The sequence below is a fragment of the Streptomyces sp. SD31 genome (assembly GCF_052068475.1).
Lineage (GTDB): Bacteria > Actinomycetota > Actinomycetes > Streptomycetales > Streptomycetaceae > Streptomyces.
Genome location: NZ_JBQHCX010000003.1, coordinates 66,861 through 77,866, shown reverse-complemented (window position 1 = coordinate 77,866; position 11,006 = coordinate 66,861). Strand labels below are relative to the sequence as shown.

General features: G+C 70.4%; 10 protein-coding genes. 8 read left to right on the top strand and 2 right to left on the bottom strand.

Annotation, left to right across the window (positions count from 1 at the left end; all coding sequences use genetic code 11):
• The first annotated feature begins 16 nt into the window (after positions 1 to 16).
• The 6 genes from ribH to ACTMVF_RS07690 all read left to right on the top strand — a co-directional run bounded on the left by ribH (position 17) and on the right by ACTMVF_RS07690 (position 4,819).
• A complete protein-coding gene (gene ribH / locus ACTMVF_RS07715) occupies positions 17 to 502 on the top strand; it encodes a 6,7-dimethyl-8-ribityllumazine synthase (RefSeq protein ID WP_403337243.1) in 486 nt (161 codons plus the stop codon).
• A 33-nt stretch (positions 503 to 535) separates the two neighbouring features.
• Complete coding sequence (locus tag ACTMVF_RS07710; RefSeq protein WP_055709012.1) at positions 536 to 808, top strand: phosphoribosyl-ATP diphosphatase; 273 nt, start codon at positions 536 to 538, stop codon at positions 806 to 808.
• 50 nt (positions 809 to 858) lie between these two features.
• A complete protein-coding gene (hisG, locus tag ACTMVF_RS07705; RefSeq protein WP_441270198.1) occupies positions 859 to 1,707 on the top strand; it encodes an ATP phosphoribosyltransferase in 849 nt (282 codons plus the stop codon).
• Between the two features lie 19 nt (positions 1,708 to 1,726).
• Entirely contained in the window at positions 1,727 to 2,185 is a 459-nt protein-coding gene (locus tag ACTMVF_RS07700) for a PH domain-containing protein (RefSeq protein WP_441270197.1), read from the top strand.
• Between the two features lie 223 nt (positions 2,186 to 2,408).
• Positions 2,409 to 3,734 carry a hemolysin family protein gene (locus ACTMVF_RS07695; RefSeq protein ID WP_441270196.1) on the top strand — a complete coding sequence of 442 codons (1,326 nt, stop codon included), beginning with the start codon at positions 2,409 to 2,411 and terminating at the stop codon, positions 3,732 to 3,734.
• Positions 3,731 to 4,819, top strand: a complete 1,089-nt coding sequence (locus ACTMVF_RS07690; protein WP_441270195.1) for a hemolysin family protein — start codon at positions 3,731 to 3,733, stop codon at positions 4,817 to 4,819. Before ACTMVF_RS07695 ends, ACTMVF_RS07690 begins: the two co-directional genes overlap by 4 nt.
• 462 nt (positions 4,820 to 5,281) lie before the next feature.
• On the opposite strand, the gene ACTMVF_RS07685 is transcribed toward ACTMVF_RS07690, so the two are convergent.
• Together ACTMVF_RS07685 and ACTMVF_RS07680 are read right to left on the bottom strand one after the other, a co-directional pair.
• Positions 5,282 to 7,147 carry an AAA family ATPase gene (locus tag ACTMVF_RS07685; protein WP_441270194.1) on the bottom strand — a complete coding sequence of 622 codons (1,866 nt, stop codon included), beginning with the start codon at positions 7,145 to 7,147 and terminating at the stop codon, positions 5,282 to 5,284.
• Between the two features lie 431 nt (positions 7,148 to 7,578).
• Complete coding sequence (locus ACTMVF_RS07680) at positions 7,579 to 8,199, bottom strand: uridine kinase family protein (RefSeq protein ID WP_441270556.1); 621 nt, start codon at positions 8,197 to 8,199, stop codon at positions 7,579 to 7,581.
• 242 nt (positions 8,200 to 8,441) lie between these two features.
• Here ACTMVF_RS07680 and ACTMVF_RS07675 point away from each other — a divergent pair, with 242 nt between their 5' ends.
• Together ACTMVF_RS07675 and ACTMVF_RS07670 are read left to right on the top strand one after the other, a co-directional pair.
• Positions 8,442 to 9,395 carry a hypothetical protein gene (locus tag ACTMVF_RS07675; RefSeq protein ID WP_441270193.1) on the top strand — a complete coding sequence of 318 codons (954 nt, stop codon included), beginning with the start codon at positions 8,442 to 8,444 and terminating at the stop codon, positions 9,393 to 9,395.
• A gap of 123 nt (positions 9,396 to 9,518) precedes the next feature.
• Positions 9,519 to 10,973, top strand: a complete 1,455-nt coding sequence (locus tag ACTMVF_RS07670) for an amino acid permease (RefSeq protein WP_441270192.1) — start codon at positions 9,519 to 9,521, stop codon at positions 10,971 to 10,973.
• The last annotated feature ends 33 nt before the right edge of the window (positions 10,974 to 11,006 follow it).

Here is an 11,006-nt window from a genome sequence, read left to right as displayed (position 1 = left end):
GAGGAGACACAAGAACGTGAGCGGCAAGGGCGCACCGGAGCTGTCCGTACGCAATGTGGGCGACCTTCGGGTCGCGGTCATCGCGGCGCAGTGGCACGACAAGGTGATGGATGGTCTGGTCAACGGCGCCCTGCGCGCCCTGCACGACCTGGGGATCGACGAGCCGACCCTGCTCCGGGTCCCCGGCAGCTGGGAACTCCCGGTGGTCGCCAAGGTCCTCGCGGGCCGTGGCTACGACGCGATCGTCGCCCTCGGTGTCGTCATCCGAGGCGGCACCCCGCACTTCGAGTACGTGTGCCAGGGCGTGACCCAGGGCCTGACCCAGGTCTCGGTCGAGACCGGCGTCCCCGTCGGCTTCGGCGTGCTGACCTGCGACACCGAGGAACAGGCCCTGGACCGGGCGGGCATCGAGGGCTCCAGCGAGGACAAGGGACACGAGGCGGTGACGGCGGCCGTGGCGACCGCGGCCACGCTGCGTTCAGTATCTGAGCCGTGGCGATAGGTCGGCCGGCACAACAGTAGAGTGGGCGCCACCATGTCCAAGAAGACGTTCGAGGAGCTCTTCACCGAGCTCCAGCAGAAGGCCGCCCACGGCGACCCAGCCACTTCCCGCACCGCCGAACTGGTCGGCAAGGGCGTCCATGCCATCGGCAAGAAGGTCGTCGAGGAGGCCGCCGAGGTCTGGATGGCCGCCGAGTACGAGGGCAAGGACGCGGCCGCCGAGGAGATCTCGCAGCTGCTGTACCACGTCCAGGTGATGATGGTCGCCCGCGGCATCTCCCTGGACGACGTGTACGCCCACCTCTGAGTACCAGCACCCGCACCCCCATATAAGAGCGAACGAAGGAAGCCGACCTCATGCTGCGCATCGCCGTCCCCAACAAGGGTTCACTGTCCGGCCCTGCGGCGGAGATGCTGCATGAGGCCGGCTACCAGCAGCGCCGCGAGTCCAAGGAACTGCGGATCGTCGACCCGGTCAACGACGTCGAGTTCTTCTACCTCCGCCCCCGCGACATCGCGATCTACGTCTCCTCCGGCCAGCTCGACATCGGCATCACCGGCCGTGACCTGCTGATCGACTCCGGCGCCAACGCCGAGGAGATCCTGCCGCTGGGCTTCGCCCGCTCCACCTTCCGCTTCGCCTCCAAGCCGGGCGTGGCGAAGGGCGTCGAGGACCTGTCGGGCAAGACGGTCGCCACCTCCTACGAGGGCATCGTCGCCAAGCACCTCGCCGACAGCGGCATCGACGCCTCCGTCGTCCACCTCGACGGTGCCGTCGAGACCGCCATCGAGCTGGGCGTCGCCGAGATCATCGCGGATGTCGTCGAGACCGGCACCAGCCTGCGCAACGCGGGCCTGGAGGTCTTCGGTGAGCCGATCATGAAGTCCGAGGCCGTCGTCATCCGCCGCACCGGCGCGGACGGCGAGGAGCCCAAGGTGCAGCAGTTCCTGCGCCGCCTGCAGGGCGTCCTGGTCGCGCGGACGTACGTGATGATGGACTACGACTGCCGCGTCGAGCAGCTCGAGAAGGCCGTCGCCCTCACGCCGGGCCTGGAGTCCCCGACCGTCTCCCCCCTCCACAACGAGGGCTGGGTCGCCGTCCGGGCCATGGTTCCGGCCAAGGAGGCCCAGCGCATCATGGACGACCTGTACGACATCGGCGCACGGGCCATCCTGACGACGGCCATCCACGCCTGCCGCCTCTGACCCGAGGGGCCGTACACCGATGTCCTCCGAACTGCCCACCCTGCCCGTCACCTTCCGGCCGGGCCGTACCCGGGCCGTCCTGCTCACGGCCGGCGCCGCGATCTTCGTCGTCATCACGGCGGTCGCGTTGCTGCTGGAGAAGCTCGGCCCGGGCGAACGCCTCAGCTTCATCTTCACCGGCGCGCTCATGTTCGGCGTGCTGGCCATGCTGGCGCGCGTCAAGGTCGTCGCCGAAGAGTCCGGCGTCACCGTGGTGAACATCGCCGGAAGGCGCCGTCTGGAGTGGGCCGAGATCGTCCAGGTGAACCTCCGCCCGGGTGATCCCTGGGTGTTCCTCAACCTCAGCGACGGCACCAGCCTGCCCGCGCTCGGCATCCAGCCGGGCATCGCCAAGCAGCGTGCCATCGCCGACGCGCGCGCTCTGCGGGCGCTCGTCGAGGCCCGTGCCATCAAGGACCCCGAGGAGCATCAGGGCTGAGTCCGAGGGCCATCGGGGCTGACTCCGGGACGTTCACCCTGCCGTAAATCCCCATGTCTTGATTAATCTGTTGGCGGAGGCGTTTTCTGGCGCCTCCGCCCCTGATGTTCCATCCGGACTTCAGAGGCCCCCTGCTACCCGAGGAGTGATTCCCTCCAGCGATGGACGGATCGTCCTGTAGTACCTGCGCCGCCCCCTCCCGACATACCGGGGCGGCGGCATCATGAGCACCCCCTTGCTGCTTCTGGCAGCCGCGTTCCTCCTGATTCTCGCCAACGGCTTCTTCGTGGCCGCCGAATTCGGCCTGGTCACCGTCGAGGCGACGGACGCCGAGAAGGCCGCCGCCGAGGGCGACCGACGGGCCCGCAGGGTCGCCGAGTCGCTGAAGGAGCTGTCCTTCCAGCTCTCCGGCACCCAGCTCGGCATCACCATCACCTCCCTCGTCGTCGGCATGCTCGCCGAACCGGCGCTCGCCGAGCTGCTGGGCGGCCCGTTCACGGCGATCGGCGTCCCCGAGGGCGCGGTGTCCGGCGTGGCCGTGGTCGTCGGCATGCTGCTGGCCTCGGCCGTGCAGATGGTGATCGGCGAGCTCGTGCCCAAGAACTGGGCGGTGTCCCGGCCGATGCAGGTCGCGCGCTTCGTCGCCGGCCCGCAGCACGTGTTCGCGCGGCTGTTCCGCCCAGTGATCGCCGGGCTCAACTCCGTCGCCAACCGACTCGTGCGCGCGCTGGGCATCGAGCCCGCCGAGGAGCTGGCCTCCGCCCGCACCCCCGGCGAACTCGTCTCCCTGGCCCGCCACTCCGCCCAGGCCGGCGCCCTGGAACAGGACACCGCCGACCTCTTCGTACGGACCCTGTCCCTCGGCGAACTCACCGCGCAGCACGTGATGACCCCGCGCGTGAAGGTCAGCGCGCTGCAGTCGTCGGCGACCGCCGAGGACGTGGTGAACCTGACCCGTGCCACGGGCCTGTCTCGCTTCCCGGTCTACCGGGAGAAGATCGACGAGATCGTGGGCATGGCCCATCTGAAGGACGCGCTGGCGATCCGTTCGAGTGAACGCCTGCGTACCCCGGTCGGCCGTATCGCCCGCCCGGCGCTGCTGGTCCCCGAGACCCTGCCGGTCCAGCCCCTCCTCGCCCAGCTGCGCAGCGAGCAGCCCATCGCGGTCGTCGTCGACGAGTACGGCGGTACGGCCGGGGTGGTCACGCTGGAGGACATCGTCGAGGAGATCGTCGGCGAGGTCCGCGACGAGCACGACGGTCAGGACCTGCCGGAACTCGCCGCCGCCCCGCCGGAGGACGGCCGGCCCGCCTGGGACGCCGACGGCAGCTGCCGCGTCGACATCCTCCAGCGCATAGGACTCGATGTGCCCGAGGGGCCGTACGAGACCGTCGCCGGACTCGTCGCCGACCTGCTCGGGCGTATCCCGGCCGTCGGGGACAAGGCGGAACTGCCGGGCTGGCGGCTGTCGGTGCGCCGGGTCGGCCACTACCGCGCCGAGCGCGTCCGGCTGGTCCGGACGGGGTCCGTGGTGGAGGTCGCCCGATGAGCGTGCTCCAACTCCTCTTCGCCGCGCTGCTCGTGCTCGCCAACGGCTTCTTCGTCGGCGCCGAGTTCGCCCTCGTCTCCGTCCGCCGCAGCCAGATCGAACCGCTGGGCACGGCACGGGCCCGCCAGGTCCTGTACGGCCTGGAGCGGCTGCCGCAGATGATGGCGGCGGCCCAGTTCGGCATCACCGTCTGCTCGCTGACCCTAGGCGCGGTCGCCGAACCGACGGTGGCGCATCTGCTGGAGCCGGTGTTCGAGTGGATCCATCTGCCGCACGGCATGATCCACCCGCTCACCTATGTCATCGCGCTCGCCGCCGTGGTCTTCTTCCACCTGGTCATCGGCGAGATGCTGCCGAAGAACCTGGCGATGGCGGCGCCGGAGAAGGTCGCGCTCTGGCTCAGCCCGGGCCTGGTCTACTTCGCCCGCTTCTGCCGGCCGATCACCGTGGCCCTCGGCGCGGTCGCGCAGGCCATCCTGCGGCTGTTCCGCGTCGAGCCGAAGGACGAGGTCGAGGCGGTGTTCACCAGCGAGCAGCTCAACCGCCTCGTCGAGGACTCCGGTCAGGCCGGCCTGCTCGATCCCGAGGAGCAGGAACGTTTGGAGGACGCGCTGGAACTGGGCTCCCGCCCCGTGACGGACGTGCTCCTCAAGCGCGAGTCCCTCGTCACGGTCAGCCCGTCGGTCACCCCCGGCCAGATCGTCGCGCTCACCGCCCGCACCGGGTACTCCCGTTTCCCGGTGGCGGCGGAGAACGGCGCCTTCATGGGCTACCTGCATGTGAAGGACGTACTGGATCTGGAGGAGTCGCAACGCGCGGTGCCCCAGCAGGTGTGGCACCCGATGACGACACTGCGCTCGGAACTGCCCCTGGACGACGCCCTGACGGTGATGCGCCGCGCCGCGACCCACCTCGCCCAGGTGGCCGACGCCTCCGGCAAGGTCCTCGGCCTCGTCGCACTGGAGGACGTACTGGAGCTACTGGTCGGCGAGGTACGCGACCCGGCGCACCGCGAGCTGCCGGAGGTACGGGTCACGGGACCGCGGCTGAGCAGCGGGGAGCCGGAGGAGGCCATGGCCGGCTGAGGGACGCCGCCCCTGAGGAGTGGGGAGCCGGAAGGACATCGGCCGGCTGAGACGCGCTGCCCCTCGACAGTCGTGCCGCAGGGGCGCGCCTGCTCGGCGGTGCTTGCATCCCCTGCTGCCTGGGGGGGCCGTGTGCTGGTGCGGTACCGGTCGGGCGGGCCCTGCATCCGCCCTGCCTGCGGGTGGAGGTGCTGGCGGGTGGAGGTCGGTGGAAACACCTGTGTCGCGCAGCTTGCGGGGATCGTGTGACCGGGGTGACAGCTACCTGACGGCATCCACCCGTGCATGCCCTGCGGGCATCGTGCTGCCGCGGGGTGACCGGAGGCGGCCACGCATGCGCGCAGCCGGTGGGCAGCCGTGCCGCTGGGGCGGCTCCCGACCCGAAGCGGGCGGCACCCCGCAAGCGCGGGCGAGCGCCCTCACCGCGGCAGCAACCACGGCACCGGGCACAGCCCACGTCCGTCACATGGCCGACGGATCCTGCGGCCCCCGCCCCGACAGCACTTCCCCGTACGCCTGCATCAGATCCGGCAACCGGAGCGTCGACAGGTCGTCCCTCGTCAACGCCCCCGGATAGGTCGTCAACCGCAGATCCCGGTACGCACAGCTCTTCTCGTACAGCGTCCGCAGGAACCGCCCGTTGCCCAACTCGTCGATCCACCCCTGGTCGACCACATGCCCGGCGATGGACCGCAGCTCGTCCAGTGCCTCCTCGTCCCACACGTCCCCGTTCTCCGCGGCGAGCACCTCGCCGATCGAGGTGAGTTCGAGGGGGCGGTAGGAGGGGAAGTCGACCCGGGTCGTGAAGCGCGACGACAGTCCCGGATTGGCGGCCAGCAGTCGGTCCATGCCCTCCGGATAGCCGGCCAGGATCACCACCAGGTGATCCCGGTTGTCCTCCGCCCGCTTCAGCAGCACCTGGAGGGCCTCGTCGCCGTAGGCGTCGCCCTTGCCGTAGCCGGAGTTCGACAGGGAGTACGCCTCGTCCACGAACAGGACACCGCCGAGCGCGGAGTCGATGAGTTCGTTGGCCTTCACGGCCGTCTGGCCCAGGTATTCGCCGACCAGATCGGCTCGCTGGGCCTCCACGAGATGGTCGCCGCCGAGGAGCCCGAGGGCGTAGAAGACACGGCCCAGGATGCGGGCGACCGTGGTCTTGCCGGTGCCGGAGGGGCCGGAGAAGACGAAGTGCCGTTTGGGCGGCTGCACCGGCAGGCCCTGCCCGGTGCGCAGCCGGGCCATGTTCAACTGGGCGGACAGCGCCTTGACCTGGCGTTTGACGGGCTCCAGCCCCACCATGCGCTCGAGCTCGGCGAGCGCCTCGTCGAGTAACCCGGGGTCGGTGGGCCCGGCGGGGATCGGCGGCTGCGGTACGGCCGTCTTCTCGCGCACCGCCGGATCCGCCACCGACGGCAGCGGAACGGCCGGCGGCAGGTCGGGGTCGGGCAGTCTCAGGTCCCGTCCCTCGATGCCGAAGAGCGGGTCGAGCCCGTCGGGCCCTTCGGCCACGTCCTGTCCGACCCCGGTGAGAGTGATCGCCGCGAGGTCGGCGGTGTCGTCGTAGCCGTCGCCCTCGGCGATCGCCGCGAGCCGGGCCGAGGTGTCCATGAAGGCGGGGTCGACACGGTGCACGGCACGGTAGAGCGGGAGGGCGGCCGCGGACCGGCCGGTGCCCTCATGCGCCCGGGCCAGCCAGTACCGCAGCTCCTTGCGCTGCGGCTGCTCGCTGCGGCAGCGCATCAGCGCGGCCGACAACAGCGGCTCGGCCTGCCCGTACGTCTCCAGCCGTACCCGCGCCATACCGCCGAACAGGCCGGCCTCGATGCCGAGCATCGGGTCGTCGAGCAGCGGGTCGGTGTGCCGGACGAGCTGCTCCCAGTCCTTGACCAGGTAGGCGCGGCAGGCATGCAGGAAGCGGACCTGGTGGTCGGTGTCCACGGGCGGGAGCCCGGCGAGCGCGCGATCCAGCTCCGGGACGTGCCGGCCGTCCAGCCAGTGCGAGGCGTGGGCCAGCAGCAGATCGCGCGGGCTCTCCAGGACCGGCTGCACCCACCAGCCCAGCCAGTACCAGGAGTTGAGCGTCCGCCGGTGCCGGGCGCGCTGTTCCCCGAAGCGCTCCCGGTGCCGGAACATCCGCAGCAGCGCGGTCGTCGTGTCGACGCGCAGCGCGTGCAGCCCCAGCCAGCCGTCGGCCATCCCGGGATCGATCCGCACCGCGGTACGGAACTCCTCCTCCGCCTGCGGATACGCCCCCATCGTGTAGGCATCCACGCCTCGCAGCCAAGCGAGGTCGGCCGGGGCCTCGGGGCCCTGCGTGCCGAAGTCCATCACGTCCCCCCACAAACCGTGCCCCCGTCGGTTGGCCGACAGGTCGCGCGTCGACCGCCTTGATCGAACGGCCGTCCCGCGGACCGGAGTTGCAACGGTGCGCAGAGCAGCCGTCCGTAGGGCGCACCGAGGGCATCGTACCTGCGAGGGTGTGGCCCGCCCCAGGGTGCCGCACGGGCCGTTCGGCGAGGTGGGAGCAGATCGGGCCCCCCGCGCTCGGTGACCGAGGGTGAGCGAATCGCGCCTCTCGGCGCCCGCGAAAAGGGGGTGAGGACAGAACGAAGCCCCCGATCACGGGGGAACAACCGGGGGCTTCGCGTGTGTGGGCGGCTTCGAATGGCCGCACATTGAGAACGTAAGTCCTGTACGGGCCCCGGGTCAAGCCGAGTTGAAGCACTCCGAGAAGTTCTCCCGCAAGGCTCTTCACAAGTTCAGCACATTGCCGATGGCCCGTCACCGTGCGTGATGATCTGGTCCGGTCCAACGGTCCCGGCAGGCCCAGGAACCACCTCATATCCCTTGTCGCACTGCCGAACCAGAAGCTCGGCGAACGGCCGGGACGGGTCATCGGCGAAGTGCTTGCGCTCCGCCCCGACCCACCCGTCCCAGAACTCCCGCTGCTCCTCCCCGTCCCGCGAGCGCCCCCGGGTCCACGACTCCTCGTGCGCCAGCTCCATCCACAGCAGCCGGGCGAGATGCGGGCGCAGTGCGCGGCGGCCGGCGCCGACGCCCTCGATGACGATCACCGGGGCGGGCGGCAGGGCGACGGGCGCTCCGAAGCGCCGGGCCCGCCAGTCGTAGGGGGTGTAGTGGGCGGTCTCGCCGTGGGCGAGCGGTTCGATCACCTGGGTCAGCAGGCGCTCGGTCCACTCGAACAGCTCGTCGTGGCTGGCGATGTCGTCGAGGTGCAGCACCGGGGCGTCGCCGAGCGCGCGGGCCAACTGCCCGGCGAACGTGGACTTTCCGGAGCCGGCGTGCCCGTCCACGCCGACGAGGCGGACCGGGCCGCAGGACGGGGGGAGGCGACGGAGCCGCCTGGCGAGGTCGTGAATCGTTTTTCCTGAAGTGTGGCGAGGGTGGGCATATTTCGTTGGAACATTCTAGTAGCGGGTGAAAGCGGGTGGTGGGGCGGGATGAGAAAAGGTGTCGCTTTGAACTAGCTGCCGGAGCTCCGCAATGCCACCGAAAAACTGCGGCCGCCACAGCGAAATGTGCGTTCCGGTCGAGTCCCCTGCTGAGTAAGGTGCCTGGTGCGCAACTGTGAGGTGCCGTAACGGGGGATGGGCTGGGGCAGATGGCCGCGGGGTTATTCGAAGGGCAGTATGTGTGGCATCCGGCGGCCGACGACCGCTTGCTCGCGAGCGTATGCGTCGATGTCCGCGCCGGCCGCTATCTGAGCGCCCGCGACGCGCTCGCCGAAACCCACGGCGACTTCGCCCTGCGCGCCCACCGCTCTCTCGTCCTCGCCTCCGAGGCCGCCGACTCCGACCTCGTCGAGCGCTGGCTGGCCGAGGAGCCCGGCCCCGAGGCGGCGTTGCTGTGGGCGCGGGTGGCCGTGCTGCGGGCGCTGCGCGCGGCCGACGCGCGTGACTCGCGGGCCGAGGCGCTGGAGCGGATAGCGCTGGCCGCGTGCGAGCGGGCCGCGACGGCGGACCCCGCCGACCCCACCCCCTGGGTGGCCAAACTGGCGATGGCCCGGCTGCACCGACTGCGCGACCAGGCGCCGCGCGGGCTGCTCACCGCGCCGCCCGGGCCCTGGCGTCTGTTCGCGCACATCCTCTCCCTCGACCCCTGGCACCGCGAGGCCCACCACCGCTTCCTGGCCTGCTTCTTCACCCGGCACGGCGGCTCCGGGACCGCCGCCTGGGACGTCGCCGCCTTCCTCGGTCAGCGCGCGCCCGACGACTCGCCGCTGCGCCTGCTCCCGCTGGTCGCCCTGGTGGCGAGCTACGACCCGACCCAACTGCTCGCCGACCGCGTCTGGGAGCAGCCGCAGTGGCGCTCGACCGCCCTGGCGATCCACCGGGACTGGCTGCCCACGGTGGCCGAATACCGATTCACCCCGGTCCTCGATCTGGCCTACCTCGCACACGCCCTGGTCATGGCCCGGCGCGAGGAGGAGGCACGCCCCGTCTTCGCGGCGATGGGGCCGTACGCCTCCCGGATGCCCTGGTCCGTCTTCGGCGACCCGGCCGAGCAGCTCTCCCGGGCGCGCCGCGCCTGTGGACTGCCCGTGCCGGGCGCCTGACGTACCGCAACCCCCCACCAAGAGAAAGGTCCGACCGTGTCAGAAGGGATATCGGCTCCGCGTGCCAAAGCGCGCGGGGGCGCGGTTCCGATCGCGCTCGACGACGACGCGACTCTGCATGCGATGGGTTATCCGAGGAAACTCACGCGACGCTTTCAGGCATTCGACAATTTCGCCATCTCATTCACCATCATCAACATCATCTCGGGCATCTTCTCGGGCTTCGGATTCGGTCTGAACGCGGGCGGCCCGAGCGTTCTCGTCTTCGGCTGGATCGGCGTCTCCGTCATGGTGCTCTTCGTGGGAGCATCGATGGCGGAAGTCGCCTCGGCCTATCCGACGAGCGGCGCGCTGTATTTCTCCGCCGGAAAGCTCGCCAAACGGCACAAGGGCGCGTGGTCCTGGTACACGGGCTGGCTGAACTTCGTGGGCCAGGTCGGCGGCACGGCCGCCACCGGGTACGCCGCCGCCACCTTCCTCCAGGCCTTCATGGCCCTGCAGTGGGCCTCGTACGAGCCGACGCCGCACCGGACGGTGCTGATCACGGCCCTGATCATCGTGCTCCAGGGGCTCGCCAACACCTACACCGTGCACCTGGTGGCCGTACTGAACCGGATCTCCGTGTGGTGGCTGCTGAGCGGACTCGTGGTTATCGTGAGCGCCCTGATCGTCATGCCCGAACATCATCAGTCGGCCTCGTTCGTCACGCATTTCGCGAACAACACCGGTTTCACGAGCGGGCTTTACGGCGGGATGCTCGGTCTGCTGGTCACCAGCTGGACCTTCACCGGCTTCGACGGCAGCTTCCACATGTCCGAGGAAACGGTCCGGGCGACGGTCAACGCACCGAAGGGGATCACGCGGGCGATCGGATACTCGGCGATCGCGGGACTGCTGCTGATGCTCGCATTGGTCTACAGCATTCATGACTACGACCGTGTGGCGAGCGCCGACGCGCCTCCCGTGCAGATCCTGATCGACGGGCTCGGTCTGGGGACCGCCAAGGTGGTGCTGTTGATCGTCATCGGCGCCATGCTCTTCTGCGGGCTCGCCAACCTCACCAGCAACACCCGGCAGATCTTCGCCTTCTCCCGGGACGGCGCGATGCCCGGCTCCCGCTGGTGGCACTCGGTCTCGCCGCGCACCCGCACACCCGTCAAGGCGGTGTGGCTGGCGGTGGCCTGCTCGCTGGCGCTCGTGCTGCCCGGCTGGTGGTCGCACACGGCGTTCACCGCCATCGTCAGCGTCAACGTCGTCGGACTCTTCCTCGCGTACGCGGTGCCAATCCTGCTCCGGCTGCGACTGGGCGACGAGTTCCAGCCAGGGCCCTGGCACCTCGGCCGGTGGGGACGGCCGGTCGGGGTCGTCGCGGTGACCTGGATCCTGTTCAGCAGCGTCCTGTTCATGCTGCCGCAGGCCTCGCCGATCACCGCCCACTCCTTCAACTACGCGCCGATCGCCCTGGGCGTGGTGCTGGCCGTGGCCACGGTGTGGTGGTTCGCCGCCGCCCGCCGCCGCTTCCACGGCCCGGTCAGTTACGGCCGTCCCGACGAGGTCGCGGCCATGGACCTGGTCTGACGGCCCGTCACTGATAGAGGCCGGCTCTCGGCG

Coding starts and splice junctions, on each gene's coding strand:
- ACTMVF_RS07695 (WP_441270196.1), top strand. CDS start 2,409: ATGAGCACCCCCTTGCTGCTTCTGGCAGCCGCGTTCCTCCTGATTCTC.
- ACTMVF_RS07690 (WP_441270195.1), top strand. CDS start 3,731: ATGAGCGTGCTCCAACTCCTCTTCGCCGCGCTGCTCGTGCTCGCCAAC.
- ACTMVF_RS07710 (WP_055709012.1), top strand. CDS start 536: ATGTCCAAGAAGACGTTCGAGGAGCTCTTCACCGAGCTCCAGCAGAAG.
- ACTMVF_RS07700 (WP_441270197.1), top strand. CDS start 1,727: ATGTCCTCCGAACTGCCCACCCTGCCCGTCACCTTCCGGCCGGGCCGT.
- hisG (WP_441270198.1), top strand. CDS start 859: ATGCTGCGCATCGCCGTCCCCAACAAGGGTTCACTGTCCGGCCCTGCG.
- ACTMVF_RS07670 (WP_441270192.1), top strand. CDS start 9,519: ATGGGTTATCCGAGGAAACTCACGCGACGCTTTCAGGCATTCGACAAT.
- ACTMVF_RS07685 (WP_441270194.1), bottom strand. CDS start 7,147: ATGGACTTCGGCACGCAGGGCCCCGAGGCCCCGGCCGACCTCGCTTGG.
- ACTMVF_RS07675 (WP_441270193.1), top strand. CDS start 8,442: ATGGCCGCGGGGTTATTCGAAGGGCAGTATGTGTGGCATCCGGCGGCC.